This window comes from Streptomyces sp. NPDC003247, from assembly GCF_042888135.1.
Lineage (GTDB): Bacteria > Actinomycetota > Actinomycetes > Streptomycetales > Streptomycetaceae > Streptomyces.
This window is the reverse complement of sequence record NZ_JBIAPF010000010.1, coordinates 347407-373638: the sequence shown is the minus strand read 5'-3', so window position 1 is coordinate 373638 and position 26232 is coordinate 347407. Positions and strand designations below refer to the sequence as shown.

Genomic DNA, 26232 nt, shown 5'->3' with positions numbered 1-26232 from the left:
GCGCGGCCGGCGGGGCGCGGCCGGCGGGGCGCGGCCGGCGGGGCGCGGCCGGCGGGGCGCGGCCGGCGGGGCGCGGCCGGCGGGGCGCGGCCGGCGGGGCGCGGCCGGCGGCGCCTGTCTCCCTGGCCGGCACCGGGCGGTTCGGGGCGGCCGGCGGGCCCGTCGTCCGGCGCCGCGACCGCGTGGCCCGGGGCCGGGGCGCGGCCGGGGCGGCCCCCGGGCCCGGGTCGGTCAGCCGGCCGTCGCCGTCGTCCGCGCGAGGTCCACCTCGCCGGCCTGTGCCAGCACTCGGCGCAGCTGCACTCCGTAGCGGCCGGGCTGTCGAAGGCGGGCAGGTCCGCGGCGGCCAGGGCAGGGTGCGGGCGTGCGCGGCAGAGTGCGGGCGTGCGCGCGGACCTCGGTGTCCTACCAGCGGGGGGCAAGGGCGGGGCGGATGGGCAGGTGGGCGGCCAGGAGCAGGGCGTCGGGCTCAAGCGGGTGGGCAGCGGCGCGTTCGGCGACGTCGCGGGCGCTGGTCCGGGCCGGGGTCCAGACGGCGCTGCACTGGGCTGGGCTGGGCTGGGCTGGGGGCAGCCACACCTCATCCGCGAGGGCGCAGGCGTCGGCGAGCGCGGCGGGCGGCAGGCCCGCCTTCAACGCCGCGGTCCACCACCGTGCTGCTGCGCCCAGCGCACTGCGGGCGGCAGCGGGACGCCGCCGGGACCCGGCTGGCACGGGGCTTGAGCGGCGAGCGCGGCCGAGAGCCGACAGGCCGCGGCCCCGCCGCCGGGGCCGGCAACCAGCTCTGTCCAGGCGGCCACCGGATCACCCAGGACGACCTCGGCGCCGGTCAGCAGGGCGTGCGTGAGGTGCCGGTCGGCGCCGGGCAGGTGCCCGCGCACAGCGTCGAGGAGCCGGCCCGGGCCGAGTACGGCCGGCAGCGGATCGTGTGCGGCCCGGCGCAGCCACGCGGCGGCCGGCGACGGCCGGCCGGCGATGCGGCGGCCGGGGGTGAAGGGCGTACAGCTCGGGGTGCGCAGCAGTGAACTCGCCGGCGTGGCGGTGCAGGACCGGCAGGCGCACGCCGATCGCGGTGGCGACCGCCTCGCCGCCGGCGTACGCGGCCAGGGCGCCGGCGGCGGGGCGGGGTGAGGTGAGGGGCCGGGTGGGTACGGCGGCCGGCGGGGCGGGGCGGGGTGAGGGGCCGGGCGAGGCGGTGCACCAGGACGGCCGGCAGGTCGTCGACGAGGCCGGCGCCGGTGCGCCACACCAGGGTCAGCAGTCGAACAGCACCTGGCCGGCGGACAGGACGGCGGTGCCGGCCGGCCGGCTGCGGGGGCGGGCAGGGACCGGCGCAGCGCGAGGGCGGCCGGGGCCGCCGGGGCCGGGCCGGCCGGGAGGGCGCCGGGACGGTGCGCTGCGATCGCGGCGGCGGGGTGGAACGCGCCGGGCTCCACCCGGACCAGGGCGGCGAGTGCTCGGGGAACGTCGGCGGTCCAGGCGGCCGGGGGGCCTCGGCGAGGCGGTGCAGCACGATCGCGTAGCCGCCGGCACCGGCATCCCCTGGCGGTGGCCGGCGCGGCGGCGGCTTCGACGGGCCGGCCGCGGCGGCAGGCTCCAGCAGGTCCTCCTTCTCCACGGTGAGGGTGCGCTCGGAGCGGTACCAGGCGGCCGGCGGCACGCGGGCCGGACGGCCCGGACGGCACGGCCCGGCCGCAGGCGGCGCACCGCGGCGAGCAGCGGGCCGAACCCGGCCGGCAGCAATGCGGGCAGGACCCGGGGGCCAGTCCCACATCCGCAGTCAGGACGCGAGCGGTTCCACGGTGCCGGTGATGCGGCCGGCTTCGATGCCGGCGGACGGGACTTGCTCCACCTCGGCGGCCGTGGGTGCGGGGCCGAGCGCCGCCCGGGTGCGCTGCTGAAGGGCCCGCGGCGGGCTCGGGCGGGCCCTCCCGGGGCACCAGGGCGGCCGGCCGGGCGCCCTCCGCGCCCGGCCGGCCGGCCGTAGTGTGGCCTCGCCCCCCGGCTCCCACCACTCCCCCACGCCCGCGGTACCGGAGGAGTCAGTCCGCGGTGTCCGTGCCCCGTGATGCCGGGCGGGTGGGCGGCCAGGTGTGCCGGCGAGCAGGCGGGCGTGCACCTGTCTCCTCGGTGGCGATCCGCAGCCACGCCCGCATCCGCCCGGCGAGCGGTCCGTCACCGGCCGCGGCCTCGCCGCGGCGAGGCCGGGAACCGCGCGGGCGGGCAGCGGCCCGACGAAGGCCGCCGGGTCACCAAGGCGGACCTCGTCCAGGTCGACGCCGAAGAGCAGGTGCCGCGCGGCGGGCGCGGTCGCCTCGCCGCCGCGGCGCACAGCAGGCCCGCCAGTGGCCCCGCGCACGGCACGGGCCCAGCGGAACGGGCCGCAGGCGGCGCCGTGGACAGCGCCGTGGACAGCATCGTGGACAGCGCCGTGGACGGCATCGTGGACGGCATCGTGGACGGCATCGTGGACGGTCACCGCCAACTCCCGCAGCAGGCCCGCGACGACGTGGCCGGGCAAGCGGTCGGCCGTCTGCCCGGCGATCGCCTCCTCCAGCTCCAGGCCGGCGAGTGCCGCGGCGCGCTCAGCGGTGCCGGCCGGGCCGGAGCCGGCCGCCGCCTCCTGGTTGTCGTGCGCGCGCTCCAGCACCGCCTTGCAGGGCCAGGTGGCCGGCGTGCTCAGCATCCACCGCGTCCTTCAGCAGTTCCCGGCCGCGGCCAGCCAGTCCCCGTCCCGCACCGCCACCGGCACAGTGCGGCCCAGCAGGCCGCCAGCCGGCGCGAGAACCCCGCCTGCCCGGCCGGCGTCCCGGGCCGGGACGGCGCGGTGACGCAGGGGAGCAGCGGGCGGACGCCGGCGGGGATGAGGGTACCGGCCAAGGCCAGGCGCAGCAGCGTATCCAGCACGCCCGCGGCGATCCGGTCGGCGCGGACGGCCAGCCGCGGGCAGGCGGTGTGCGGGGCTTCGGCGGCCAGGTGCTCGAGGAACGGGCCGGCCGGCCACGAGCCGGTCCGCTCGCCGGCCGGCAGCAGGTGTTCGGCGTGGTCGGTGAGGCCTGGAGCCAGGCAGCGGCCGGGCCGGAGCGGAGGAAGAACGTCGTGGCGCGCGGGTCCGCCCAGCCGGCCAGCTCCCGCACGCTCGGCCTGCCGCAGACCCTGGCGGGCTTCCTGCAGATCTTCAACACGATGGCACACTCGTGGACCCAACTGGCATATTCCTCAAGGGAATTGAACTGATGTCCGAGACCGTCGCCGCCGCCGACTCCGGTTCCGGGGTCCGCTCCGGCGGATGCCTGTGCGGGAAGATCCGCTTCACCGTCACCGGCTCGGTGGACGACCCGCACGTGTGCAACTGCGCGCACTGCGCCGAGCGCTCCGGCGCGCCGTTCCCGTGGCGGGCCCGGTTCCCGATGGCCGGGCCGAAGCGGACCGGCGAGGGCGGCGAGCCGACCTGGTACGACACCTGCCCCGGCAGGACCGCCCGTGGCTTCTGCGGCGGATGCGGCAGCCACATCGCCGCCCGCGGCCATGGGGACGACACGGTCGTCGGCATCCTCGCCACCGCCCTCGACCACTACGGCACCGGCCCGGCCCTGGCACCCGCCAGCCTGGACCGGGCCGCCGAAGCCGCCCCCTGGCTCGCCCGGTGCGGCCCCCGGCCCGCTGTGACCGGCTGACCCCGGACACTGCGGGGCGGGCGCGCCTGACAGCGCCCGCCCCCGCAGGCCCACTCCCGCCGGGCCGCGCCGGGACCCCACCTACGCCCCCGCACACCACCACGCCCGCACCTCCCAGGAGGACCCGAGCGCCCCGACGTCCATGTCTGCACCGGGTACGGAGCCCTGCAGCGGGCGGGTGGCCATGCGCCACGCCGACGGCTTCACCCGCCCCCTGGACGGCCCCGACGGCCACCCGGTCCTCGCCCGCCGACAGGCCACCAGCGCCCGGGCCGCCTACGACCCCGCACCGTCCGCGCCCAGCAGGACCAGCTGATCAGCCTGCTGCACAACCGCGGCACCCCCCCTGGCGCCGGGCCGCTCCACCCAGCACCACCCCCGCGACATCGCCTCCACCGCCGCCGACCACGTCCTGTGCCGGGCCCGCCTGCACCCCTCACACCGCCTGCCCGAGGCCGACGCCCTCACCGGCCCCGCCCTCGGCGTGCAGCCCGTCGGTCTCACGCACGGCCAGTGGGGCGATGCGCCGCAGTCGGTCTCCGTGCTCGAACAGATCCGGGTACCGAGGCCAGCGGGCGGACGTCCCCGGACGCGGCCCGGTCAATTTCGGGGGTGACAAGGCCTGTCCGTCGCGCCGTAACCGTCGCTGTCTGCGGCGACGTCAGATCAAACACACCATTGCCGAGCCCGGGGACCAGCGGGCCGACCGTCGGCGCCGAAGCAGCAGGGGCGGCCGTCCGGCCGGGTTCGGCACAGAGACTTACCGCCGGCACAACGAAGCGGAACGGACGGTCAGCCAACCGAAGATGTTCCGTGCGGCCGCGCGCGGCGGCGACAAGAGGGCCTACGTCTTCCACGGGACGGTCACCGTCGCCCCGATCAGGCTCTGGCGGCGCCGGTGAGATCACCCGCTCCTGCTCCGGCAGGCGTTCGGCGTTTCCCGGGACCCATGGGAAAAGTACGCCGGGCCCCCGTGCGGCAGCCCACTCGCCGAGACCGACGGCAAGAACGGCGTCGATGAAAACCTGAGGCGGCCGGCAGCCGTGAACGGTGATGTAGCGGGCGATCAGGAACGGGGCGGCGTGGGCGATGCCGGCTTCGCCTGGGATCCGTATCTCCCCGTTCCCTTCCGGGGCCTCTGCCTCATCAGCACATAGGTCACACTCGTGGACGCCGAGGCAGACGTTCATCCGCTGGGCCTGCTGGACGGCCGGCACCTTCTCCACGAAGCCGGTGGGAACCGTCCCTGTCGAGTACGGCTTGCCGGCTTCCAGCCATCCGACGTTCAGGCGGATGTGCTCAGGGCGGTACCAGAGCTCGCAGAACGAGCTCCTGTCCCCGAACGTGTCCTCGTCCTGGCAGGTGTACTCGCCGAGGTCTTCACAGAACACCTGCGGACACCTGCACGTCATCGCCGCACGCTGCGTTGACGCCCGTGTGCTTCCCCGACGCAACGGACGAAGACAAGGAGGCGCTGCGGACGACTCCGTCTCCGGGCGCATCACCAAGACCCTGCTGGGCTCCATCACGCTGGACCGCCCCGCCGAGGAGCACCACCGGCCCCGCACCCCCACCCGCCGCACCCGGCCCGCCAGCCGGTGACCACCCAGGCCACGACCCGCCCCACACCCGCGGTGCGGCCCGGCGCGATGCGCCCCACCCCGCCCGGCGCGCTTCGCGCGCCCCCGCCGGCCCGCGAGAGCACAGCCTGCCGCCTCACCCGCCCCGCCGCCGTCTGGTGCGATACGCCGACGACGTCGTCGTATCTGGTGCACGGCACCAGGTCCGAGGCCGAGACGCTCGAGGCGCGGAGACCGGTGAACGTTGGCCCGCAGGCCGAAGACGACCCTCTCGGTCGAGAAGACCCGCATCACCCGCATCGACGACGGCTTCGTCTTCCTGGGCTTCCGCATCCAGCGAAGGCCCTGGTGCGACGGTCGTCGCACCGTGCTCACCATGTCCGTCCGAGCCCGCCTCGGCGTCGGTGATGCACAAGATCGGGAAACTGACGGGGCGAAGTACGGCATCGCTCTCGCCGGAGGAGGCGCTGCGGTCGGCCGATCCGGTCCTTCGGGGCGGGCTGCCCATTTCCGCTACGGCGCATCGAAGAGGACGTTCTCCTACCCCGGCTGGTACGCGTGGTGGAGGCTGATTCTCCGGATCCGCTGCAAGCACCCCCACCTGACCTGGAAACAGCTGCGGCGCCGCTCCTGCGGAGCGGACCGCATCACCGAGGGCGGCAACGTCCTCTACGCCCCGGCGAAGACGCAGGTCCAGCGATACACGTTTCGTGGAGCGCAGATCAGCACGCCCTACAACATCGAACGAGGTCGATCCCGGCGGAACACGCTTCCGCCGGACGAACCACGCTGATGTGGCCTTCGCCGGCCAGGTCAGCGAATACCTCGCCTGATCCAGCGGATCACGTGGAGAACCGGACGCCCGGCCCACGGGCACGTCCGGTTCGGCGGGCAGGGACGGGAAAACCGGCACCGGAAACGGTGCACGGCGTCCCGTCCCCGACCCGACACACGGAACTCGACCGCCACGGCGCCGGACTCCTCTGCCAGGCCCTGACCGAACACGAGGAGGGTCCTGACCGAACACGAGGAGAAGGAACACCGTCGCCATCGCCTCCGACAAGACCTTCAGCAAAGCGCACATGTTCCGGCGAACTCGTGCAAGGTGCTGCCGAAACCCCACGGGTTCGGCGGCGTTTGCGGAGACGTGGCACGACGTCGCACCCGTCGGGCGGGACTGGACGGACGGCAAATTGAGTTGCACCGGCGGTGTCGGTCCTCGCAGGATCTGCGCATGACCACGATCACCACTTCCCTGCTGCTGACTTCCTCCGCTCGACCCGCACGGGTCCAGCAGCAGCCCGGCCGCCCGCGGAGGTCAATGCTCGCGCGGTCGTGATCGCCGCGCTGGTCGCGGGACTCCTGGCCGGTTATGGCATCGCCATGCCAGTGGGAGCGGTCGCGACATATCTGGTGGCCCTCACAGCGCGGACGTCTTTGAAGATCGGTGCGTGTGCCGCACTCGGTGTTGCCACTGCCGACGGCCTGTATGCGCTGATAGCCGAGGCCGGGGGTTCTGCACTCGCCCGGGCGATCGAGCCAGTGCTGCTGCCTTTGCGCTGGGCATCGGTCCTGGTGCTCATTGCGCTGGCGGTCCGAGGCGGTGCCGTGGCCGTGCGGCAGTTCAGCAGATGTCACGCACCCGCCTCGGTAGGCAGGGAGGCGCCGGTCAGCCCCGTCCGCGCGTATCTGGGGCTGTGGGGGATCACGATGATGAACCCGCTCACCGTGATTTACTTCGCAGCTTTGGTCCTGGGCGGTCAGGCCGCATCGGCTCCAGGCCATCTGGAGCAGGGTGTGTTCGTCCTCGCGGCTTTCGCCGCGTCCGCCAGCTGGCAACTGCTCCTTGCCGGTGGCGGTGCCCTGCTCGGCCGGGCCCTGACCGGCGCTCGCGGGCAACTCGTCACCGCCCTGGGCTCAAGCCTTCTGATCACGGTCCTCGCGTTCCGGCTCCTGGTCTCCTCGGCCTGATAGGAGTCGGAGGTCAGCAACATCAGGTCTCTTCTCAATTGGGTCGGATGACGGCGGACTCACACGTCGGATTCGGCATGCGTCCTGGATCGACGTGGTCGGCGAGGTAGATGAGGGTGGCCTGCGGGTCCATGCCGAACGCCGCAGCGACTAGCTTGGGGTCCATCGTGTTCACCAGGTCGACCAGCCGGGTGCTGCGGATCATCCGAGGCGGGAAGCCGCAGTCGTCAAGGACGTGGGAGAGATAAGCAGTTGAGGCCGGGTTTTGCCCGGCCTTTGTTCCTTTGGTGACCATCACATGCGGGTTGTCGGTCCGCCATGCCTCGCGGTGGGCGAGGCACCGTTCAAGCACCGCCCAAGACGCGGGGTCCAGCGGAACGGGGTGGGGCCGCTTGCCGAGCCGGACCGTCCGGGCCTGCACGTCCACGTCGCTGACCTGCAGCATTCTGGCTTCCACGCTGGAAGCTCCGTGCAGCAGGGCGAACATCCCGACGAGGGCCTCATGGGGGTGGACATGCTCGTCGGTGGTCCAGCGCCGGAACAGCTCGCGCTGCTGGTCGAGAGTGAGGGTCCTGCCGCGGAAGCCGTTCGCCTCCTTGGCGATCAGGCCGCGGGTCGGGTCGACCAGCACCAGCTTCTGGGCCCGCGCGAAGCGGAAGAACTGCCGCAGCACGGTCAGTCGCCGCTTGCGGGCCCTGGGCAGGACGGCCAGGAAGGTTTCGATGCGTCGACGAGGGACCAGTCGGTCTTACCCCGCGCGTTGATCAGGAAGACGGCCAGGTCCCGCATGGTGGCCAGGGCGGCTTCCAGGGTGTGGTTGCTGCGGGGGCGGGTGCCGGCTCGGCGGGCCCGGTCCTGGGCTCGCATCCGGGAGGTGTCGAATGCGGCGACTGCCGGTCGCAGGGGTTCGGGCACGGCTTCAACTCGGCGGCGACGTCGGCCATTTGCGAGTCGTTCGTCCTGGTCGGTGGGCAGGGCCAGACCGCGGAGGGTGAAGAAGTCCTCGAGTGCACGGGCGAAGGAGCCCATTGACCGTCCGGGCCTGCGGGATCGCTCCAGCAGGGCCTGAGGTGAGTTGGAGTGCTCGTCCTCGAGGAGCCGTCCCAGGTCGGTGATGAAGCCGCAGGCTCTGGCGACGCAGTGGCGGGCGGCGATCTGGGCGACGAAGTCGGCGAGCCACACGGGTGGTTCGGTGAGTCGTTCCTGGAGGTGTTCACCACGGATGAAAGGGCGTCCGGGGTGTTTTGCCAGCAGGCGGAGCACATTCCCAGTCCGGCATGTCGCCGCAGCTGCCCGCACTCGCGGCAGATCCTCGGCGGGTTCTTCCCCTGCCGCGGTCGTGAGCAGTGACCGCACCAGCCGGTCGTCTCGCGCAGATAGCCGGGCTTTTGGCAGCGTGGACATGTTCGCCGTCCGGCCAGCTGGCTGGCCCGGCGCCGGCAGTCCCGGCACAGCTGGTTCTGTGGTGAGCGGACCGGATGACCGCACTCCGTGCACACGCGTGAGCAGGTGATGCACCGGCCGGTGTCGTCCTGCAACACGCGGTCGAGACCGCAGGAAGGGCATGAGGCCTTGGCAGCCTGCTCTTTCATGCGGCGCCAGCACAGGCAGCAGTGCTGGCGGTCGAGATATCCGACCGGTCCGCCGCAGGTGACGCAGTCCCGTTGCTTCTTGCCCATCGTGGCCCGCCGTCACAGGGGCGGCATCGAACGGCCCCGGGCGGAGGCGGCCTGAGGGAGGTCGGCGACCGGGCGAGGGGGTGCGATCGGCCCTTCAACGGGGGTGGTGTCGACCTCGATCAGGTCGTTGGGGGTGCATTCCAGCGCGGTGCACAACGCGGCCAGCGTGGTCATCTTCACCTGCGAGGGCTCCTTGGTGAACAGCGCGGACACCGAGGCCGAGGACAGCTGAAGGCCCGCCTTGTCGGCCAGCAGCCGCCGCAGCTCGGTCCCGGTCCACACCTCGCGCTGGGCAGCGGCCATACGCAGCCGCCATTGGATCTTCATGCCGTCGTGTCCTTCCCGTTCAGCTCGGCCAGAGTGCTGGCGACCGCCCGTTGACAGGCGTCCTCGATGAAGGTCGCGGAGGGGCGGACATAGCGCATGGTCGAGCTGACGGTCCAGTGACCGAGCATCTGCTGGATCGCCACCAGGTCGACCCCGCGTTCATAGTTGTGGGTCGCGCAGGCTCGTCGCAGGGCATGAGGGCCGAACCGGTCGACCGCCGGGCGGCCTTCGAGTTCCATCAGATAGCGCAGGCGGTTGCGGATGGTCCCGCGGTGGAGGCTGCCGCCGGACTCGTCGGCGAACAGCACTGGCGAGTCGGGGAACTTGGGCCGCACGTCCTCCAGGAACCACCGCAGCACCAGGTCGAGGCCATCCAGCATGGGCACCCACCGCGGCCAGGTCCGGAGGTATGGGCTCCCTTGCCGAAGCGGACATGCAGTTTGCCGAACGGTCCGCGGGAGAAATGCAGGTCCGGCTTGTCCAGCAGGGACGCCTCCTCGGAGCCGAGCCCGGCGTGATACAGCGTCCGGAACATCGCATAGTCCCGGGCCGCGGGTCCGTACTTCCGCGCGGTCGCGATCCGCTGCTTCATGAAGTCGAAGAACTCGCCCACCCGCTCCGGCGTCGGCGGCGGCAGCAGGGCCGGCGAATCGTCGCCCACATGACGCGAGGCATTGAACTCGTCGATCGGGCACACCAGTCGGACGCCGAACGCGGCCTCAATGTCGGCCGCCTTGCGGGCCTGCAGAAACCGGTGGAAGCCTTTGAAGATCTGCACATACTCGCGCCGGGTCGACGTCTTGCGGCCCTGGATCGCGAGGTCGCCGACCACCCGGTCGATGTCCTCGGGCGTTACCTCCCACGCGGGCCGCCCCAGAGCCGTGAGGGTCCGCTCCAGCAGGCCGATGCCGTTGTCGATGGTCACCGGGCTGAACCCGCGGGCCCTCCAGGACGCGACGAACGCGTCCACGCACGCCGCTTGGAACCGCCACGGATCCGTCGCCAGCGGCTCCTGCGGGACGGCCCCGCCCGCGATGACCTGGAGTCTCGCCTCGGCCACCGGCACACCTTCCTCGCACCTGAACGGTCAAGGCAGCACCTGGAGAACCGGGGTGCCACCGCGAGATTCAACGAGGACCGCCAGACCGGGATACGGCCAGGTGGCAGCAGCAACTCTTGTGAGGGAACAAGTGCCAGCCCCAGATGACTGGACCAAGACGTTCACGGACCCCCGCCTTTGCGCAGCCGCCGTCGGCCGCCTCACCTCCGGCGGCACCATCATCGAAACCGGCACCGACTCCTACCGCCCCGCCACCACCCGCACCCGAGCCCCGCGCCCGCGCCCGCGCCGAACAGCAAGCCGTCCGGCTGAGTGCCTCTTTTCCAGAAGGGCAGGTCGTGAGGCGGCCGAGTCGGGGGGGTCATACGTTGAGGACGCCGCCGACGAAGGTTCGTTCTGGCGGTGACGCCACGAGTTCGACCATGGTGCCGGTGCGGAGGTCGTCGCCGACGGCGCGCGTGATCGCGTCGGTGAGCACGGTGCCGAGACGCGCGGTGATGTGGGCGGCGTCGGGGCGGTCGAAGACGCCGGCGCGGACGCCCAGGATCACCGAGGCGTTCGTGTCCACGGCCTTGCCGCCCCGCGCGAAACGGCCTGCGGGGACTCCGGCCAGGCGGATGCTTACGAGGTCGCGGGCCCACTCGCCATAGACGCCGACGATCGCGTCGGTCAGTGCGGCGACGAGCACGGGTTCCTTACCGGTCAGCCTGTTCTCCGGAAGGTGAACGGTCAGATGCGGCATAGTGGGCCTCGTTCCCTTTGAATACAAAGCCTTTGCTTTTAAAGGTATCTGGAGGAGGTAGCCGATGTCCACGGAACCGGACGGTCCAGCCGTGGACGAGGCCGTCCGCACCCTGCTGCTGCTCATGCCACGGCTCGTCGGCCGCGCCAAGCGCCTGCCCGTCCCCCCGGCGCTCCAGGCCCTGGACCTGGCACCGCGACATCTCACGCTGCTGGCCCACCTGGAGTACGACGGTCCCACCAGCGTCAACGACCTGGCCGCCCGGCTGGAGGTGGCCCCGACGACCGTCAGCCTCATGGTGAGCGAACTGTCACGGCCGGGCGTCCTGCAACGCACCGCCGACCCCGCCGACCGCCGCCGCCGCATCATCGCCATCGCCCCCGCCTACGCCCCACCGATCGGCCAATGGCTTTCCGGCAGCACCTCCGCCTGGGAACACGTCATGCGCGGCCTCACCCCTGCCGAACGCGCCACGGTCATCACCGCCCTGCACAACTACGAAGCCGCCCTGGAACAGACGGGCGACCCGCACCGCAACACCCAGCCGCGCTAGCGGACTTCAGGCGGAGCCGGCACAGCACGGCCCCCTGCCACAGCCGCTCCCGCTCCCGCTCCCCACCAACATTCTCCCGCCTCGACATCGCCGACAACCGCCCGAACCATCCGACAGACACTGCCGCTTCTCCGCTTCTCCGCTTCTCCGCTTCTCGCCAACAAAGCCACCCGCCCCTGGCCGACGTCGTCGACGACCGGGACGGACGCGCCGACCGGCACGACCGACAAGCCATGGGCACGGCCACCACGACAGACACCTGCGCCGCCACGGTTCCGGCGCGGGCTTCCGCCCGCCGCATGCCAGACGCAAACCTGCTCCCACCCGGCCTCCCGGGCCCACACCCTGCCCGTCATGTCCTGGCGGAGGCCCTGCCCGGGGACTACCCCGCGCTCGTCCTCGGAGACGTGCGGCAACGCAGCACCGACATCGGCCGCGGCGGAGCTTGACCACGCCATGCCGTGGCACCAGCTGGGCTCGATATGGCACCTGCTCGCTGGTGCCTGAGATCGGGATGACGTCGCCAGTGATGCGCCGGTCGGTCCTGTGGCCGGTGGAGTTCGGCGAACAGGCCGCCGGGCCGGGCCAGCAGCTCGCGGTAGCGGCCGGACTCGACGATGCGGCCGTCGGCCATCACGACGATGCGGTCGGCAACGCGCGCGTCGGCGAGCCGGTGCGTGATCACCAGTGCGGTGCGCCCTGCCGCCAGCTCGCGGAACCGGTCGAAGACCCGGCGCTCGGCGCGGGCGTCGAGTGCGGCAGTCGGTTCGTCCAGGATGTGCACGCCGGCGTCCGCGTGGAAGGAGCGGGCGAGCGCGATGCGCTGCCACTGGCCTCCGGACAGGTCGTGCCCGCCCCACCAGGAGCGTGCGAGGGAGGTGTCCAAGCCTGCGGGAAGTCCGTCGAGGACACGGTCGGCCCCGCCGGCGCGGGCGGCCTCCAGCACCGCGGCGTCGCCGCGCCGGCTGGGTGTGCCGAGGCTGATGTTCTCGCGGGCGGTCAGCGGCCAGCGGGTGTACTCCTGCGGCGTCATCGCCACCCGCCGCCACACGTCGGCGGGCGAGGCCTCGGCCAGGGACACCCCGTCCCAGGTCACCTCGCCGGCATCCGGCAGATAGAGGCCGGTCAGCAGGTGCACGAGGGTTGTCTTGCCCGAGCCGTTCTCCCCGACGACGGCGACGACCTCGCCGCGCTTGAGGTCCAGGTCGACCTGGACCACGGCCGGCCGGTCGCTGCCCGGGTAGGCCAAGGTGACGCCGCGTGCGCTGATGACGCCCGGCCCGTCGCCCGGCAGCGGGCGGGTGGAGCCGGGGACGTCGGCCTCGGTGGCGCCTTCGGCGTGGAGGGCGTCGAGGAACCGCTCGATCGGCAGGCCGCCCGTTTCGGCCGGCTCGTAGCGCAGCGGCAGCGCGTACCACGACGGCCGTGCCGCTGCTGGCAGGTCGGGGACGCGGATGCCGGGGACGCCGTCCAGGGCCGTGCACATCCGGTCCGCCACCGCCCGGCGCCCGGTGAGGCAGTCCTCCAGACGAGTGAGCTGGGTACGGGCGAGTGCGGCGGCGAGGGGGTGGATGCGCAGCTTCAGGCCCATGCCGGTGGTCGCGAAGCGCGCGAGCGGGTGGTCGGTGGGGATCTCGCGGCGGCACCGCTTGTTGTACTGGCCGTGCAGCAGGACCCGGTAGCACAGCTCGGTGCCGTCGGTGGCGACGAACCCGCCCTCGCCGGCGGAGAGCGGCTTGGGCCCGTTGAGGCTGAACGCCGCGGCAGTGCCGAACGTGCCGGTCACCTGGTGGTTCCAGGTGGCGCCGTGGGCATGGGATCCGTCCTCCAGCAGCATCAGCTCGTGCCCGTCGGCGAAGGACACCAGCGCGTCCATGTCCTCGGGCACCCCCCACAGGTGCACCGCGACCACCGCCTTCGTCCGGACGGTGACACGGCCTGCGGCGTCCTCCAGGTCGAGCTGGCCGCGGTCGTCGACGTCGGCGAGGACGGGGTGGGCGCCGAGGTGGAACAGCGGGGTGGCGGTGGCGTGGAAGGTCAGGGCCGGGACGATGACCTCGTCGCCGGGGCCGATCCCGGCCGCGGCGTACATCGAGTGCAGCGCGGCCGTCCCCGTGCAGGTGGTCACCACGTGCCGGACGCCGAGGTAGGAGGCGAGCGCGTCCTCCAGCTCCGCGACGACGCCGGAGCGGTCGGGGATCGAGACGGCCGTCTCCAGCTGGGCGGCGACCGCGCGCCGGTCGGCGTCCTCGATCGGCGGCCACACGAAGTGCGGGCCCGGGACCGTCACGACGGGCCGGCCGCCGAGCAGGGCCAGCGGGGAGTCGTTCATGCCAGGAACTCCTTCGGGTCGGCAGGCCGGTTGGTGGTGGCGGAGGCGTAGGCGGCGGCGAGGAATGCGGTGTGCGGCAGGTGGGCGGCCGGGCCGGACGGGTTGGGGGCTGTGCCGTCCAGCACCCGACAGAAGCGGTCGATCTGCACGGCGGGCGGGTAGGGCCAGGCCGGCTCGCGCAGCATCGACTCGACCGTCTGCCCGGCGGGGCCGAGGAGGCGGACGGCGCCGCGTTCGATGGTGAGGGTGCCGTGCGGGCCGGTGATGGCCAGGCGCTCGCTCTTCGGGCCGGCACAGCGGGAGACCAGCAGCGAGCCGTACAGGCCTGAGCCGTAGGCGAGGTGGACCAGGGCGGTGTCCTCCGCGTCGTACTCGACGCCCGGCGCCGCGGCGGCCGAGGTGTCCGCGAGGACGCGGTCGGGCAGCCCGAGGTACCAGATCAGCAGGTCGATGAGGTGGTAGCCCATGTCCGCCAGGCACCCGCCACCGGCGAGCTTGGCGCGGCCGCGCCATCCGGCGGCCGGGTCCGGGCAGTGGAAGGTGTAGCGGCCCTCGACCAGGTACGGAGCGCCGATCCGCTCCAGCAGCTGGAGAGCGGCGGTGTAGACGGGGTGGAAGCGGCGCTGGACGGTGACCATCAGCTCGATCCCTGCCCTGTCGCACAGCGCGGCCGGCTCGGCCGCCTCGTGGGGATCGGTGGCGAACGGCTTCTCCTTGAGCACGTGCACCCCCGCCTCGGCGCACGCGGTAACGACCTGCTGCCCGACGTGGTGCGGTACCGCGGCGATGACGAAGTCCGGCCGCACCGCCTCCAGCAGGTGTTCGACGGTGGTGAATCCGGGCACCTGGTGCGCGTCGGCTGCCGCGGCGACCCGGCCGGCGTCGACATCGCAGACCCCGGCGAACTCGGGGGAGGTGGCACTGGGCGAGGCCGGGCAGGTGGTCGCTGGTGGCCTGGCCACCGAGCCCCACCATCGCGGCCCTCTTGGGTACGTTCATCGCTCACATCCCCCTTCGGATGCGCGGCGGCGGCCCGCCAGCCGGGCCGCCCGCCCTTCGAGGACACCGCGGCCAGAGCGGTGGCGGCAGGGGCGTTGGCGTGAGCCGCAAAGCCGTTTGCATCCCGTGCAAAGCCCCTGCCCGGGCCCCGCGCGTGCGAGTACGGTGTGGGGCGGCGCACTCCCGGCGAGCGGGGGACGGCTATGGATGCGGCAAGAGCACAGCCGGCAACGGCGGTGGACGGCAGCCCCGGCGAACTGGTCCGGCAGGCGCGCAAGAAGCAGGGCCTGACCCTGGCCCAGCTCGGAGAGCTGACCGGCTGCTCCGCCGCCCAGGTCTCCCGATACGAGCGCGGCGTCTCGCCGCTGACCGACGTCACCGTGCTGCGGCGCTTCGCCGACGCCCTCCGCATCCCGTCGCAGGCCCTGGGACTGACCGCCCCGCCCGAGGTCCGCCACGGGCGCGTGATCGGGCCAACCGCCGCCTGCCCGCTCCTGCCACGTCCTAGGGTGGCCAAGACGGCTCGTCGAGAAGACGGGGAGGACCCGGTGCGGCGCAGGAAGTTACTCGCGAACCTCGCGGTCACGGCCGCCGCAGCCGTTGGCGCCCCCATCCTGCCCACCGGCAAGACACCCGGCGAGGACGCTGCCGTCGGCGAGGTTCTGTCGCGCGCGTGCGGGACGCCATGCTCGGCCTGCATGCGGGTGTCACCGTGCCGCCGCCGGCGGTCCTGCGCACCGATCTGGTCCGCGCCTTCACCGACTTCCATGCCTGCGCGTACGGGAGCCTGGCCGCACGGCTGCCCCGGCTGATCTGCGCGGCCCACGCCCGGGCCAGAGGCGCTGGGGACGATGGGCTTCTGGCCCACAGCTATCTGCTGGCCACGCGCATGCTGATCAAGCTGGACGAGCAGCAGCTCGGCTGGATGGCCGCCGACCGCGCCCGCCAGGCCGCCGAAGCCGTCGGCGAGCCCCTGCTGGTCGCGGAGGCCGCGCGGCAGCTCGCCGTCCTCGCCCGCAAGGCCGACTGGCACCAGCAGGCACTATCCATCGCCCTGACGGCCGCCGACCACCCCGCCCTGCGCGGCGGAGAACCGGCACTGGCGGCCCAGCGGGGCCTGCTGCTCCAGTCCGCCGCCTACACCGCCGCGAAGACCGGCGACGCGGCCGGCATGCGGGAGCTGACCGGCGAGGCCGCCGCCATCGCCCGGGAGCTCGGCCAGGCCGCCGTGCTGCGGGACCACGGCGGAGGGTTCAGCCCCATGACCGTCCAGCTGCACCTGGTCTCCGCCGAGAACTCCGCCGGCGACCCGTCCGCCGCGCTCGCGGCGGCCAAGGCGGTGGCGCCCGGGAGCCTGCCGAGCGCGGAGAGGCGGGCCCGCTACTACACCGACGTCGCCACCGCCTTCGCCCGCTCGGGCCGCCGGGACGACTGCATCCGCGCTCTCCTGGCCGCCGAGCACCACGCGCCGGAGGAGATACACGCCCGTCCGGCGGTGAAGTCGCTGGTCTCCGGGCTGCTGGTCTCCGGGCGGACGACCACCGAGCTACGCGGGCTCGCCGCCCGCGTCGGTGTCCTCGCCTGATGGCTCACTCGCCGTACAAGACAGGCGATCGTCGCCGTACGGCCCGAACGGGCCTTCCTCGCCCGGCCGTGCGTTCGCCGCGCGGGGCGTCGGGGTAGTGCTTGTCGGCGATCCGCGGGCTGCCCGGCAGCGGGCGCGGGTGGCGGGTGACCTCGACCGCGCTGCCCGCAGCCATCGCGGTGACGATCAGTTCGTCGCCGTGGGAGCGGGCCCAGACGCGCTCGTCGACGAGCTGGTGCGGGACCGAGTAGCGGACCGACTCGACCGAGATCGTGGAGTAGCGGCATGCTGATCCGGTGTGCCGGTCCGCGGGGGGCAGAGCGGCAAAAGGGGAGGATTGCGTTGATCGTCTGGGTGAACGGTGCGTTCGGCAGCGGGAAGAGCACGCGCAGGCGGCGTCGAGCTCAACTGCCTGATTGACCGCCAAAGTCCGCGGCCAGCGCCGCGTAGATGTACTCGCTGCCCCAGCGATCCCCATCGAGGTCGTTCTCGACCAGGTGCGCCTCCCGACGCATCCCGAGGCGTTCACAGACCCGCACAGACCCGGTGTTCTCCACATCCAGCCGTGCGTAGAGCCGGTGCACGCCCAGCCTGTCGAAGGCAAACCCGGCCAGCGCCACGGCCGCCTCAGTAGCATAGCCGTGCCCCTGGTGACGGGGGTCGAGAGTCCAGCCGATCTCGGCCTGGGCCGCGCGGGCATCGGCCAGGGTGAGCGTCACCTCGCCAAGAACGCCGGGCTCATCGCGTCGGCACACAGCAAGCGCCAGCTTGTCACCGTCGGCGCACCAAACCGAATGCGCCGCGCGCTCGGCCGCAACCTGCTCGCTGCGCTCCCGCGTGTGCGCCGGCCGGTACAAGTAGCGCGCCACGCTCGGCAGGCTCTGGTAGGCGTACAGGTCGTCAGCGTCGCCGGGAGTGAACAGACGCAGCGACAACCGGGGCGTGGTCATCGGCAGCAGTGAGGCGATGTCCATGCAGACCTCCGGGACGCGGATTTGGATCAACGATGCGGAACTGATCGTCGCATCACGGCTGACGGGCAACCACGCCTTTTACAGCAGCGCCCGACAGCCCCCACTCCACCACGAGGCAGGCATTCCAGGAGCTGTCTACTGACCCACGCTCCTAGGAGTCGACTGCGTCGTCGACCGTGTCCCGGATCCTCAGGACGCCGTCGACGCCCGTGATCTCGCAGAGTCGCCGGACCTGCTTCGACGGTGCGGCCACGCGCAGCTTCCCCGTCCGGTGGGTGCGGAGCAGCAGGTTCAGGAAGGCCGAGTCAGCGAAGGTGACCTGTGAGGCGTCGAGGACGACCTTGGGGTGCGTCCCGGTGGCGGCCTCCAGCGCGTCGGCCAGGGGTCCGACGGTGTGCATGTCGTAGGCGCCGCGGGCCTCGACGACCTGCGCCCCTCGGCACTCGTACCGGAGCGCCGCGCTTTCCGGCACCAGAGACTCGCGGACCGGCCGCGGCGCCCGCACGCCGCCCGACGTGTCCAGCAGTGAGGGCGCGGCGGTGTGTTCCCAGGGCATGCTCGACTCCCTCCGGTGATCCCCCCATCGGAGGGCAGACATGACATCGGATGCAGGAAATGTATGTCATGTATTTCTGTTGCGACAAGCTGGGCATCGTAAAATCCGGCCATGGCTGGAGCCCCTGAATCCCACACCGGATGGACGTTCATCACGAATCACGCGCGTGTCCTGGCCGCGATCGCGGACAACCCGAACGTCCGCATCCGGGACATCGCCGCCCGCTGCCGGCTCACCGAGCGCGCCGTCTCGCGGATCATCGCCGACCTCGAGGTGGGCGGCTACCTCTCCCACACCCGGGAAGGGCGCACGAACACGTACCGGATCGAGCCGGGCAAGGTCCTTCGGCATCCAGCCGAAGCCGGCCTCCCCCTCGCCTCGCTCCTGTCCCTCCTGGTGCAGGACGAGTCCGAGCGCACCGGCCAGCAGCCCGTCCACCACTAGCCAGACTTCCACTGCGGAAAGCCGCCGGCTGTGGGCCGGGCTCCACCTCGCACACGAGACGGAGCCCTCCACATGGCCAACTGCTGCGGAGCGCCGCGCTGCTCCTGCCCCGTCATCGCCGGACCCGGCATCGCCGTCGACGGCATCGGGCTCAGCCAGCTCGTCCTACGTCATCAGCGGCGACGGCGGCCCCGCCGACCCGACCGCCCTCCAGGCCGCCGGCACGCCTACGGTCGACGTCACCGTGACCGGCACGGGCACCGCGGCAGACCCCTACATCGTGTCCGGCGACGTCATCGTGGCCCCTGAGGACAACGGCGTCGAGACAGCAACGCGACCTGCCGATGGTCGCCCATGACCTGGTCGGCCAGCGGGCGGGCAAGGACGCGGAGTCCGTGCCAGCGTCACGGCCGCTGTGTCCAGGAGCTATATCCGCGGGCGCGGAGAGCAGATCCGCCACGCCCGCCGATGGCGTCTCAAGCAAGGAACTGCCGCGCGCCGCGCAGCGTGGTGCGGAGCTGTTGCTGGGTGGCGCGGCTGTCGAGGCGGACGTCGAGTGCCCGGGGAAGCCGGCTGTCGGCCCGCAGGCTCGTGGGCAGCCGGGAGGCGTCGAGCCCGTCGCGGCGGGCGATGAGGACGCCGAGTTCGTAGCGGCTGACGGCATCGTCTCCCGCGAGGTGGTGCACACCGTGTGCGTGGGAGGCCGCGAGTTCCAGCAGCGCGGCAGCCAGGTCGCCGACGTGTACGGGGCAGCGGATGTCGTCGGTGAAAAGGACGCCGGTCCGGGCGCCGGCCGCGAGGTCGTGCACCAGCCGCACGTGCGCCGACCGCCGGTCACCGATGATCAATGAGGTGCGGGCGATGACAGCATCCGGGTGTACGAGGCGTACGCCTGTCTCCGCCGCGGCCTTCGCCGCACCGTAGGCAGTGAGTGGGTCAGGAACGCACGTCTCGTCGTAATGGATCCGGTCCATGCCGGAGAACACCGCGTCGCTGGAGACATGGACCAAGGGGATGCCGTACCGGGCCGCGGTCATCGCCAGGCGGATCGGGCCTTCAGCTGTGACCGCCCAGTCCGCTTCGCGGCTCGTCGCGTTGACGACCACGCGCGGCCTGACCTCGGCCATGACGGCTTCGATGCGGCCGGGGTCCCGGAGGTCCAGTGCGTGCCACGCGGCAGCCGCGGCACTGCCCGGTCTGGAGGCGAAGGTCGCGGCCGTCGTGTGCCCTGCTGCTGTCGACTGGCGGACCAGCTCAGAGCCGAGGAACCCGCTGCCACCGATGATCAGGACTGTCATGCCGCGACCGTAGAAGATGAGCACCACGAAACTGCTGTGCTTCTGGAGAACCCGGTCGACGGCGAGGCCCCGGAGCAGGACGCCCGCTGGCCGCGGCCCCGGCGGTGACCATCGACGTGCCGGCCTGCTCGCCGAGCGCCTGCAGGGCACGGCGAATCATTGTGCCAGCAGCCCCGTTCACCCTATGGACCATCCGATTGAGCGGCCCCACCTCACTTGTAACGGTAAATCTGTTGGAGGTGCAGGGCGTCGGTCTGCCACTGTGAGCGGGCCGCCTGAGTGTCATCGGGCACCGTCCTGCCGAGCTGGCTCGCCACCCGCTGAAACACAGATACCGAACTGGAGTCGGTGGCCGCAACGAGCACGGTGAGGAGGGGTTCGCCGGCCGGTGTGTGGGCGTCGACCTGGGCGAGAACAGCGACCTGGTCGTCGGGGTGAAGGTGATGAGACAAGGCGGAGCCGAGCTGGCGGCGCAGCCGTGACCAGGAAGTGGTGGAGCGCTCGCGGGCGGCCTTCTTCAACGCGCCGCGTACCGCAGCCGCCACCTCGGTGACCTTTGCTAGGGCGAACCCCGCCTCGACGACCGACCGCGCGGCTCTCCAGGGCGTCGTTCTGGATGACCCTGCACACCGTCGCCAGCGACACCGTACGCCGGGCAGGACACCGACGCGACGAAGAGGCCTTTGTCACAATTCCAACGGAGTCGCCCCCGTCGCTAGTGCTGTGACCGGGATGGTCCACCGTGATCGGACGGCGGCTCGCGGGACGAGCGCATGCGCAACGGCTGGTATTACTGGGGCATGCAGGAAGAGACGGCACGCTCCGCGATCGACACGTTCATCTCCGCGTTCAACGCCTCGGACGACAGCTATGTGACTGCCCTGCTCTCCCAGGCCCTGACCTCAGACGTGGTCTTCTGGGGGCCGTTGGGTCGCAGCGAAGGAATCGCGGCGGTCGAGCGGTTCGTGCTGGACATCCGGAGCCACCCGGCGGGGACCGGCACGATGGTGCGCTGCTCAGCGGTGGACATGCCTGACGAGTGGGCCCGGTACCAGTGGGTCTTCACCACGCCGGATGGAGGCCCCCGCCTGGCGGGAACGGACGTCGTCCATCTGCGGCGGAGCCTCATCGACCAGGTCATCGTCTTTGCGGGGGAGATCGAGCCGTCCGCCTCCTGAGTCGTCCTTCTGTACCTTTCGGCACTCCGGGGCTGCGGTTCGCGGTCGGTCAGGCGGCGGTGTTGAGGGGGCGTCCGCCCCAGCGGATGCCCTGACCGGATTCCTGGACGCGTGGTGGACGCAGACCCTGAGGACGAAGTCGCCGCCCGTTTCGGCGTGTGCGGTGTTCGAGAGCTGCGTGACCGCGAGTTCCTCGGTCGCCCCGTGGCTCGCCCGCTGGGAGGCGGAGATGGGACCGGTCGCCCGCCGTCACCTGGCCGACAGCCTCGACTGGTGGCGGGAGGAGTTGATGTCCGACGACTCGCCTTTCACCTGGTGGTGGGGCACCGAGGCGGAAGAGCGGGCCGCCTGGCACGAAGTGAAGCGGTGGCTGGCCGGTCAGGCTCGGGCAACGTGATGCCACAAGGGCTGGTGCCTGACCGCAGCGGTGAACGCCAACACGGCCCGATTCAGGCGACGTTCGCCTTGGTCACGACCTTGCGGAGGCGCTGGTCAGAGGAGTGCTTGTTCCGCCAGATGATGTAGCGGCGGATCATGCTGCCCTGTTCCTTGTGGCTGGCGTGGTCGGTGCCGTCCAGTGCGAAGTAGCGCAGGGCTGTGAACTGGGCCTCGATGCGGTTGAGCCAGGAGCTGTTGGTTGGGGTGTAGGCGATCTCGACGTTGTTCGGCGCGGCCCAGTCGCCGACCCGGGTGTCCTTCTTCTTGGTCAGGTGCGGGGAGAAGTTGTCGAGCACGATCGCGATCCGGATCTGCGGCGGGTAGAGGTTGCACAGGTGGCGGCAGAACTCCAAGAACCTCGTCCGGTTCTTCTTCGGCTTGATGTGGCCGTAGAGCTTGTCCTTGCCCAGGTCGTAGGCGGCGAACAGGTGCCGTACCCCGTGCGGGCGGGTGTAGGTCGCCCGGCGGCGGGGCCGGGGCTCCCGGACCGGGTCCTTGTGCCGTCCGCTGCGTTCGGCCCACTGCCGCCCGGGGTGGGGCTGGAGGTTCAGCGGGCCGAACTCGTCGAGGCAGAAGACGACTTCGGGCTCGCCGTCCTCGGGTATGACCTCGCCGTCGGCGAGCGCGTAGAGGTGCTCGACGCGAGCCTTCTTGGCGGCATAGTCCGGGTCACGGGAGGTCTTCCAGGTCTTTATGCGTTGAAACGACACGCCCTCCTCGCGGAGCATGATGCGCAGGCCCTCGTGGCTGATGTCGTCGACCACCCCCTCGGCGACCAGGAAGTCGGCCAGCTTGGCCAGGCTCCAGGTCGAAAACGGCAGGCCGTGCTCGGCCGGCTTGGACTTGGCGATCTTCTTGATCTCGCGCCGTTCCGGGAGGGTGAAGGTCTTCGGCCGACCGCCCTTGTACTTGGGGTAGAGCGAATCGAAGCCGTCGGCGTTGATATCGATCTCCCGAACCCGTACTCGTTCTGCCACCCGGACAGCCTGGCGACACCGCGCCGTCCGGACCAGCATCCGAACGGCGCGTCACGTCACAACAGGGCGAACCTCGTCTGATGCGGCACTAGTTCAGAGAAGGCGAGCAGCACATCGTCTGGCGCCGGATCGGCACCCACGACATTCTTATCGGCTCGTGACGCTGTACGCACCGCAGAGGGAGCGGAGGCGAGGGGCGCCTCACCCGTTGGCAGACTCGGCGCCGGCTCCGAAAGGCGGGACATCCGTGACCGCGGCGTCCAGCCGGAGCCTGCGGCCGTCGCCGAACCGGAGCAGGACGCTGCGGCCGCGCACGAGGCGGGTGAGGAGGGCGTGGCGGGCCAAGCGGCCCGGGGGCGCGGTGATGAGCCGGGCCCGCGCCGGGAGTTCGGCGATGAGGGCGTTGTCGCGGCCTAGGTCCTGGACGCAGACAGTGACCTCGCTTCCGGCGTCCAGCAGGGTGGGACGTGTGAGAGCAGAGCGCGCTCCAGGCCGCCCACGGTGAAGTGGCGCAGGATGATCACCACGTGGCGGCGGTCGGTCGGCGGGGGGACATGGTGGTCTCAGCGGATGCCCGCGCCTGCGGCGATGCCGAAGTCGGTCAGAGCGCGACGGCGCTGTTCCTCGAGGGCAATCTGTTCTGCAAGGACATCGCGGTCGACAGGTCGATGGCGGAGATAACCAGGCGCTGGGGTTCGGCTCGGGCCGCACCCCAGCGCCTGGTTATCCACAGGCCCCAACGCGGTCGGCGGTTCCTTCGTACGCTGCTGCCCGAGTCGATCACACGGGGGTGTGCGGGATGCGGTACGGCGTGGTGGTGGAGGAGCTCGCGGTGGAGGTCATGGCGCAGGGCCTTCCGCGACGATGCGGCGGAGTTGCTGGTCGCCGGCGCCCCGCTGCTGGGCGGTGAACAGGCGCGCGGCCCAGGCGGGCGGGAGGTAGACGGTCAGCCGGCGCATCCGCGGGTCGTCGGTGCTGCCGATGGGTGCGGTGTTCCGGCGCCGCCGTTGAGATCGGGAGCGCATTCCCGCGGGGGCGCGGGGTTGAGTCGCTGACGACGAGGTCAACCGCGTCGGCGGTGGCCACGAGTTCGAGGGGGTATCGGCCGCCGCCGTGGCGCAGGGCGTTGATGGTGAGTCCGGAGACCACCAGAGCGAGGGTCTGCGCCGTCTCCGGGGCCGGGGCCGGGTCCAGGCTGGTGAGGAAGGCGCGGGCGGCATCACGGGCGCGGGCGACATCGCCGGGACGGTCGCCCTCCATCACGACCAGGGCCCCGGCGGAGGACACCGCGAGGGTCGTCTCCGTGCCGGTCATGCGCTGCCACCCCACCCTCGATCGGTTGTGCCGCCAGGTTCAGTGTGTGCCCGCCGAGCCGGGATGCAACCCGGGACAGCACTCTTCCGGGTGTATCTGCGGAAGAACTCCAGACACCTCCAATGGAGAAAACCTGTCGTGGCGACAGTAGACATTGACCTGTCGCAGAGTTACTGTCTTCGCCGTACCCAGGAAGTCACAGTGGGCACGGCAGACACGAACTGCCGTGCCGGCAGGTCAAGCAGGACGCGGCCCAAAGGGGTCGTGCGCAGTACCCGCGGTATTCCGGCAGTACAACCGAGTAACCGAAGGTAAGGAGCGAAGGCGCCATCAGGATCGCCCGGGCGAGGAAGCCCTCCGCCCGGGTACCGCAAGGCCCCGGATTGGAAGGTGGTCCCCGGTCACGCATCCGCGATCCCCGCAACCCCGCCCTCCCAGGCGGCTGCGGAAAAAGAAGGCCGGCGCAGCCGGCCGGTAGATGGTGTTGAAAGCTCGGGGCCCGGGTGCCAGTACGGCACCCGGGCCCCCCGACGCATCCCCCGGAAAGAAGAGGTCTATGCCCCCTCGCAGTACCCGCCCCGCCGACAACCTCGACGACGACGACTACCCCGCCTACACCATGGGCCGGGCCGCCGAAATGCTCGGCACCACCCCCGCCTTCCTCCGCGCCCTCGGCGAACACCGCCTGATCACCCCACTGCGCTCCGAAGGCGGCCACCGCCGCTACTCCCGCTACCAGCTGCGCATCGCCGCCCGCGCCCGCGAACTCGTCGACCAGGGCACCGCCGTCGAGGCCGCCTGCCGCATCATCATCCTCGAAGACCAGCTCGAAGAAGCCCAGCGCATCAACGAACAACTGCGCGCCCAAGCCACCCAGCCGCAGCCGAGAACCCCAGCCTGACGCCGGCTCGAAGCTCCCACACCGCGCAGGAAGCGGCGTCCGGGCCCGAAAGGCGCCAACACCAGGCGAGCCGGCGCGGGGCGCATCCACGACACGTCGGGTCCGGCTCGCCATTGCCGCAGCTCGGGGAATCGCCGCTGCCACGCTGCCCGGGCCGGGCCTCGCAGGAACAGAGCCGGCCACAAGCGCCGCAGTGTCGCTGCGTCCAGGAGCTCGATCAGGTAAGCCGGTGACTGGGACTCGCGGATGACCCGCTCATACATCAAGATCACGTCGGCCTCATCGCCGAGGCCGTACACGTACCGGGGCCCCAGTCGATGTGCCGGGGCAGCTCGGACAGCTGCGGTTCAGCTCACGCGGTAGCTGAGGAGCGCGAGGCCGGCTGCCGCCGCGCGGTGCTGGTAGGCGCGCAGTCCGGGGGCGCCGGGGGGTGCGGGCTTGCGGGCGTTGCGGTGCCAGTGGCCGGTGAGCGCGGCGAGGAACGCGGTGGTGGTCTCGTGGCTGTCGGCGGTGGCGGGGTGGTCGCGGAGCAGCCGGGCGACGTCTGCGGGCGCGTGTCCGGCGAGGACGAGCTGCGGGGCGAGGGAGGCCGCGTCGATGCAGGCCGGACCGGTGGTGGCGTGTGCCCAGTCGACGAAGGCGACGCCGAGGGTGTGGTCGCGGACCATGTTGTCGGCCCGCAGGTCGCCGTGGACGATGCGGTCGCCGTGGGCGAGGCCGGGCCAGGCCGCCTCGAGTTCGGCGAGCTGCTCCAGGCGGTCACGGGCGGCGGGGGCGAGGTCGGCCGACGGATCGGCAAGCAGTTCGTCCCAGCCGTGCAGGGCCGCCGTGGTGGAGGGCGTGCTGTTCACGGCTGCGGCGTAGGGGGCCGGGGCGGGGCTGGAGGTGAGCTTGTCCAGCAGCGCCCAGGTCTGTTCGGCGTCGCCGGAGGCCGGGGAGAGGTCGGGGTGCGGACCGTCCAAGTGGGCGATGACGACGGCGGTCCAGTCGGCGGCGCGGTGGCAGCCCAGCAGGTCCGGAGCGGGGGCGCCGGGCGGCAGTGAGCCGAGGACTGCGGCCTCGTGGACGTTGGCGTCGGTCAGCGGATCGTCGTCGGGGGCCGCCTTGACGAAGGCCCGCCGGCCGTCGGCCAGGATGAGCGCGGCGGCGAACTGGTGGCCGAAACCGCCGCCGGGGGTGACCGTGTCGGTGACGGGTGCACCGAGGGCGTCCTCGAGGCGGGCGCGCAGGGGCGTGGGGACGTCGGTCCATTGCAGACGGCCGCTGGTGGGCGGTACAGGCATCGGGGCAGCTTTCAGAGGTCCGGAAAAACGGGTGGCGGGGTGTTGGGGTGCGCGCCGAGCCGGACCGCGAGTCGGGGCTGAGGAGCGGGGATCCGCTGTCTCAGTGCTCCAGCTCGACGCCGGGCGCTCGTCGCCGCATCGCGCGCATTCGCCTGTGTCCTCTGAGTGCAGAAGTGCAAAAAGGGGCGCCCGTTGGGGCGCCCCTCCACTGTAGTGGTGGTGCCGGGTCACGCGCCGCCGCCCTTTTAGGGGCAGGTGGTGCAGCAGAGACGGCCCGATGCTGGCAGGCTCGGGCAGGAGGTGATCAGCCCCGGCGGCACGGAGCGCGGCAGGAGGGTGCCAGCCCCAGACTGCGCCGAGCGCA

The 26232-nt window shown here is 72.1% G+C and carries 29 protein-coding genes and 6 pseudogenes; 16 read left to right on the top strand and 19 right to left on the bottom strand.

Annotated features, from left to right (window positions below):
* Positions 1–405: 405 nt before the first annotated feature.
* Complete coding sequence (locus ACFYWQ_RS31570; protein ID WP_389521064.1) at positions 406–636, bottom strand: hypothetical protein; 231 nt, start codon at positions 634–636, stop codon at positions 406–408.
* 354 nt (positions 637–990) lie between these two features.
* On the opposite strand from ACFYWQ_RS31570, the gene ACFYWQ_RS31565 reads away from it, so the two are divergent.
* On the top strand, positions 991–1131 hold the full coding sequence (locus tag ACFYWQ_RS31565; RefSeq protein WP_389521063.1) for a hypothetical protein: 141 nt from the start codon (positions 991–993) through the stop codon (positions 1129–1131).
* Between the two features lie 649 nt (positions 1132–1780).
* Here ACFYWQ_RS31565 and ACFYWQ_RS31560 read toward each other — a convergent pair.
* A complete protein-coding gene (locus ACFYWQ_RS31560) occupies positions 1781–2686 on the bottom strand; it encodes a hypothetical protein (protein WP_389521061.1) in 906 nt (301 codons plus the stop codon).
* Between the two features lie 290 nt (positions 2687–2976).
* Between ACFYWQ_RS31560 and ACFYWQ_RS31555 the strand changes: the two genes are divergently transcribed.
* The 7 genes and pseudogenes from ACFYWQ_RS31555 to ACFYWQ_RS31525 all read left to right on the top strand — a co-directional run bounded on the left by ACFYWQ_RS31555 (position 2977) and on the right by ACFYWQ_RS31525 (position 7228).
* A complete protein-coding gene (locus ACFYWQ_RS31555) occupies positions 2977–3237 on the top strand; it encodes a hypothetical protein (RefSeq protein WP_389521060.1) in 261 nt (86 codons plus the stop codon).
* Positions 3237–3677 (top strand): GFA family protein, encoded by a 441-nt coding sequence (locus ACFYWQ_RS31550; protein ID WP_389521058.1) that lies wholly within the window; start codon positions 3237–3239, stop codon positions 3675–3677. The genes ACFYWQ_RS31555 and ACFYWQ_RS31550 overlap by 1 nt, the downstream gene beginning before the upstream one ends.
* Before the next feature lie 184 nt (positions 3678–3861).
* On the top strand, positions 3862–3993 hold the full coding sequence (locus ACFYWQ_RS31545; protein WP_389521057.1) for a hypothetical protein: 132 nt from the start codon (positions 3862–3864) through the stop codon (positions 3991–3993).
* Positions 3994–4176: 183 nt separating this feature from the next.
* A pseudogene (locus ACFYWQ_RS31540) lies at positions 4177–4579 on the top strand (IS5/IS1182 family transposase); the annotation flags it as partial.
* A 535-nt stretch (positions 4580–5114) separates the two neighbouring features.
* On the top strand, positions 5115–5279 hold the full coding sequence (locus tag ACFYWQ_RS31535; RefSeq protein ID WP_389521056.1) for a hypothetical protein: 165 nt from the start codon (positions 5115–5117) through the stop codon (positions 5277–5279).
* 222 nt (positions 5280–5501) lie between these two features.
* A complete protein-coding gene (locus tag ACFYWQ_RS31530) occupies positions 5502–6050 on the top strand; it encodes a hypothetical protein (protein ID WP_389521054.1) in 549 nt (182 codons plus the stop codon).
* Between the two features lie 542 nt (positions 6051–6592).
* The gene (locus ACFYWQ_RS31525) at positions 6593–7228 is read left to right on the top strand and encodes a LysE family transporter (protein WP_389521052.1); all 636 of its coding nucleotides are present in this window, start codon (positions 6593–6595) and stop codon (positions 7226–7228) included.
* Between the two features lie 34 nt (positions 7229–7262).
* Here ACFYWQ_RS31525 and ACFYWQ_RS31520 read toward each other — a convergent pair whose 3' ends face one another.
* The 5 genes from ACFYWQ_RS31520 to ACFYWQ_RS31500 form a co-directional block, all read right to left on the bottom strand.
* Positions 7263–7901 (bottom strand): hypothetical protein, encoded by a 639-nt coding sequence (locus tag ACFYWQ_RS31520; RefSeq protein ID WP_389521051.1) that lies wholly within the window; start codon positions 7899–7901, stop codon positions 7263–7265.
* A gap of 2 nt (positions 7902–7903) precedes the next feature.
* Positions 7904–8410: a hypothetical protein gene (locus ACFYWQ_RS31515; protein WP_389521049.1), complete on the bottom strand. Its 507-nt coding sequence runs from the start codon at positions 8408–8410 to the stop codon at positions 7904–7906.
* Positions 8411–8919: 509 nt separating this feature from the next.
* Positions 8920–9234, bottom strand: a complete 315-nt coding sequence (locus ACFYWQ_RS31510; RefSeq protein WP_389521047.1) for a helix-turn-helix domain-containing protein — start codon at positions 9232–9234, stop codon at positions 8920–8922.
* Positions 9231–9569, bottom strand: a complete 339-nt coding sequence (locus ACFYWQ_RS31505) for a tyrosine-type recombinase/integrase (protein ID WP_389521046.1) — start codon at positions 9567–9569, stop codon at positions 9231–9233. Before ACFYWQ_RS31505 ends, ACFYWQ_RS31510 begins: the two co-directional genes overlap by 4 nt.
* A complete protein-coding gene (locus ACFYWQ_RS31500; protein WP_389521044.1) occupies positions 9473–10294 on the bottom strand; it encodes a hypothetical protein in 822 nt (273 codons plus the stop codon). The genes ACFYWQ_RS31505 and ACFYWQ_RS31500 overlap by 97 nt, the downstream gene beginning before the upstream one ends.
* A 148-nt stretch (positions 10295–10442) precedes the next feature.
* On the opposite strand from ACFYWQ_RS31500, the pseudogene ACFYWQ_RS31495 reads away from it, so the two are divergent.
* Positions 10443–10565 (top strand): annotated as a pseudogene (locus ACFYWQ_RS31495) (AAA family ATPase); the annotation flags it as partial.
* A 90-nt stretch (positions 10566–10655) separates the two neighbouring features.
* On the opposite strand, the gene ACFYWQ_RS31490 reads toward ACFYWQ_RS31495, so the two are convergent.
* Positions 10656–11108, bottom strand: coding sequence for a 4-oxalocrotonate tautomerase family protein (locus ACFYWQ_RS31490; protein ID WP_389521043.1), 453 nt, complete (start codon positions 11106–11108; stop codon positions 10656–10658).
* Between ACFYWQ_RS31490 and ACFYWQ_RS31485 the strand changes: the two genes are divergently transcribed.
* Positions 11101–11589 carry a MarR family winged helix-turn-helix transcriptional regulator gene (locus tag ACFYWQ_RS31485; RefSeq protein ID WP_389521041.1) on the top strand — a complete coding sequence of 163 codons (489 nt, stop codon included), beginning with the start codon at positions 11101–11103 and terminating at the stop codon, positions 11587–11589. The genes ACFYWQ_RS31490 and ACFYWQ_RS31485 overlap by 8 nt on opposite strands.
* A gap of 382 nt (positions 11590–11971) precedes the next feature.
* Here ACFYWQ_RS31485 and ACFYWQ_RS31480 read toward each other — a convergent pair whose 3' ends face one another.
* Together ACFYWQ_RS31480 and ACFYWQ_RS31475 are read right to left on the bottom strand one after the other, a co-directional pair.
* The gene (locus ACFYWQ_RS31480; RefSeq protein WP_389521040.1) at positions 11972–13921 is read right to left on the bottom strand and encodes an aminotransferase class I/II-fold pyridoxal phosphate-dependent enzyme; all 1950 of its coding nucleotides are present in this window, start codon (positions 13919–13921) and stop codon (positions 11972–11974) included.
* On the bottom strand, positions 13918–14883 hold the full coding sequence (locus tag ACFYWQ_RS31475; protein WP_389521038.1) for a Gfo/Idh/MocA family protein: 966 nt from the start codon (positions 14881–14883) through the stop codon (positions 13918–13920). Before ACFYWQ_RS31475 ends, ACFYWQ_RS31480 begins: the two co-directional genes overlap by 4 nt.
* A 240-nt stretch (positions 14884–15123) precedes the next feature.
* Between ACFYWQ_RS31475 and ACFYWQ_RS31470 the strand changes: the two are divergent.
* Together ACFYWQ_RS31470 and ACFYWQ_RS31465 are read left to right on the top strand one after the other, a co-directional pair.
* A pseudogene (locus ACFYWQ_RS31470) lies at positions 15124–15279 on the top strand (helix-turn-helix domain-containing protein); the annotation flags it as partial.
* Between the two features lie 314 nt (positions 15280–15593).
* Positions 15594–16505 (top strand): XRE family transcriptional regulator, encoded by a 912-nt coding sequence (locus ACFYWQ_RS31465; protein WP_389521110.1) that lies wholly within the window; start codon positions 15594–15596, stop codon positions 16503–16505.
* 4 nt (positions 16506–16509) lie between these two features.
* On the opposite strand, the gene ACFYWQ_RS31460 is transcribed toward ACFYWQ_RS31465, so the two are convergent.
* From ACFYWQ_RS31460 to ACFYWQ_RS31445, 4 genes and pseudogenes are all read right to left on the bottom strand, one after another.
* Entirely contained in the window at positions 16510–16680 is a 171-nt protein-coding gene (locus tag ACFYWQ_RS31460; RefSeq protein WP_389521108.1) for a hypothetical protein, read from the bottom strand.
* A gap of 18 nt (positions 16681–16698) precedes the next feature.
* A pseudogene (locus ACFYWQ_RS31455) lies at positions 16699–16983 on the bottom strand (hypothetical protein); the annotation flags it as partial.
* Positions 16910–17479 (bottom strand): GNAT family N-acetyltransferase, encoded by a 570-nt coding sequence (locus ACFYWQ_RS31450; RefSeq protein WP_389521106.1) that lies wholly within the window; start codon positions 17477–17479, stop codon positions 16910–16912. The pseudogene ACFYWQ_RS31455 and the gene ACFYWQ_RS31450, both read right to left, overlap by 74 nt.
* A gap of 151 nt (positions 17480–17630) precedes the next feature.
* Positions 17631–18035: an STAS domain-containing protein gene (locus ACFYWQ_RS31445; RefSeq protein ID WP_389521036.1), complete on the bottom strand. Its 405-nt coding sequence runs from the start codon at positions 18033–18035 to the stop codon at positions 17631–17633.
* 111 nt (positions 18036–18146) lie between these two features.
* On the opposite strand from ACFYWQ_RS31445, the gene ACFYWQ_RS31440 reads away from it, so the two are divergent.
* Positions 18147–18479 (top strand): helix-turn-helix transcriptional regulator, encoded by a 333-nt coding sequence (locus tag ACFYWQ_RS31440; protein WP_389521034.1) that lies wholly within the window; start codon positions 18147–18149, stop codon positions 18477–18479.
* Positions 18480–18955: 476 nt separating this feature from the next.
* On the opposite strand, the gene ACFYWQ_RS31435 is transcribed toward ACFYWQ_RS31440, so the two are convergent.
* Together ACFYWQ_RS31435 and ACFYWQ_RS31430 are read right to left on the bottom strand one after the other, a co-directional pair.
* Complete coding sequence (locus ACFYWQ_RS31435) at positions 18956–19777, bottom strand: SDR family oxidoreductase (protein WP_389521033.1); 822 nt, start codon at positions 19775–19777, stop codon at positions 18956–18958.
* A gap of 212 nt (positions 19778–19989) precedes the next feature.
* On the bottom strand, positions 19990–20322 hold the full coding sequence (locus ACFYWQ_RS31430) for a hypothetical protein (RefSeq protein WP_389521032.1): 333 nt from the start codon (positions 20320–20322) through the stop codon (positions 19990–19992).
* A gap of 255 nt (positions 20323–20577) precedes the next feature.
* On the opposite strand from ACFYWQ_RS31430, the gene ACFYWQ_RS31425 reads away from it, so the two are divergent.
* The gene (locus tag ACFYWQ_RS31425) at positions 20578–20955 is read left to right on the top strand and encodes a nuclear transport factor 2 family protein (protein ID WP_389521104.1); all 378 of its coding nucleotides are present in this window, start codon (positions 20578–20580) and stop codon (positions 20953–20955) included.
* A gap of 178 nt (positions 20956–21133) precedes the next feature.
* Positions 21134–21352 carry a hypothetical protein gene (locus ACFYWQ_RS31420; RefSeq protein ID WP_389521031.1) on the top strand — a complete coding sequence of 73 codons (219 nt, stop codon included), beginning with the start codon at positions 21134–21136 and terminating at the stop codon, positions 21350–21352.
* 52 nt (positions 21353–21404) lie between these two features.
* On the opposite strand, the pseudogene ACFYWQ_RS31415 reads toward ACFYWQ_RS31420, so the two are convergent.
* Both ACFYWQ_RS31415 and ACFYWQ_RS31410 read right to left on the bottom strand, forming a co-directional pair.
* Positions 21405–22337: pseudogene (locus tag ACFYWQ_RS31415) on the bottom strand (IS630 family transposase); the annotation flags it as partial.
* 884 nt (positions 22338–23221) lie between these two features.
* A pseudogene (locus tag ACFYWQ_RS31410) lies at positions 23222–23368 on the bottom strand (XRE family transcriptional regulator); the annotation flags it as partial.
* An 872-nt stretch (positions 23369–24240) separates the two neighbouring features.
* Between ACFYWQ_RS31410 and ACFYWQ_RS31405 the strand changes: the two are divergent.
* Entirely contained in the window at positions 24241–24585 is a 345-nt protein-coding gene (locus ACFYWQ_RS31405) for a MerR family transcriptional regulator (protein WP_389521030.1), read from the top strand.
* A gap of 347 nt (positions 24586–24932) precedes the next feature.
* Here ACFYWQ_RS31405 and ACFYWQ_RS31400 read toward each other — a convergent pair whose 3' ends face one another.
* Entirely contained in the window at positions 24933–25868 is a 936-nt protein-coding gene (locus ACFYWQ_RS31400; protein ID WP_389521102.1) for a phosphotransferase family protein, read from the bottom strand.
* Positions 25869–26232 lie beyond the last annotated feature (364 nt).

Bases quoted from the DNA above. Each gene is read 5' to 3' on its own strand.
- ACFYWQ_RS31400 (WP_389521102.1), bottom strand. From the start codon at position 25,868: ATGCCTGTACCGCCCACCAGCGGCCGTCTGCAATGGACCGACGTCCCC.
- ACFYWQ_RS31550 (WP_389521058.1), top strand. From the start codon at position 3,237: ATGTCCGAGACCGTCGCCGCCGCCGACTCCGGTTCCGGGGTCCGCTCC.
- ACFYWQ_RS31480 (WP_389521040.1), bottom strand. From the start codon at position 13,921: ATGAACGACTCCCCGCTGGCCCTGCTCGGCGGCCGGCCCGTCGTGACG.
- ACFYWQ_RS31440 (WP_389521034.1), top strand. From the start codon at position 18,147: ATGGCTGGAGCCCCTGAATCCCACACCGGATGGACGTTCATCACGAAT.
- ACFYWQ_RS31450 (WP_389521106.1), bottom strand. From the start codon at position 17,479: ATGGACATCGCCTCACTGCTGCCGATGACCACGCCCCGGTTGTCGCTG.
- ACFYWQ_RS31425 (WP_389521104.1), top strand. From the start codon at position 20,578: ATGCAGGAAGAGACGGCACGCTCCGCGATCGACACGTTCATCTCCGCG.
- ACFYWQ_RS31545 (WP_389521057.1), top strand. From the start codon at position 3,862: ATGCGCCACGCCGACGGCTTCACCCGCCCCCTGGACGGCCCCGACGGC.
- ACFYWQ_RS31435 (WP_389521033.1), bottom strand. From the start codon at position 19,777: ATGACAGTCCTGATCATCGGTGGCAGCGGGTTCCTCGGCTCTGAGCTG.
- ACFYWQ_RS31560 (WP_389521061.1), bottom strand. From the start codon at position 2,686: ATGCTGAGCACGCCGGCCACCTGGCCCTGCAAGGCGGTGCTGGAGCGC.
- ACFYWQ_RS31405 (WP_389521030.1), top strand. From the start codon at position 24,241: ATGCCCCCTCGCAGTACCCGCCCCGCCGACAACCTCGACGACGACGAC.
- ACFYWQ_RS31460 (WP_389521108.1), bottom strand. From the start codon at position 16,680: ATGGCTGCGGGCAGCGCGGTCGAGGTCACCCGCCACCCGCGCCCGCTG.
- ACFYWQ_RS31485 (WP_389521041.1), top strand. From the start codon at position 11,101: ATGTCCACGGAACCGGACGGTCCAGCCGTGGACGAGGCCGTCCGCACC.
- ACFYWQ_RS31510 (WP_389521047.1), bottom strand. From the start codon at position 9,234: ATGAAGATCCAATGGCGGCTGCGTATGGCCGCTGCCCAGCGCGAGGTG.
- ACFYWQ_RS31445 (WP_389521036.1), bottom strand. From the start codon at position 18,035: ATGCCCTGGGAACACACCGCCGCGCCCTCACTGCTGGACACGTCGGGC.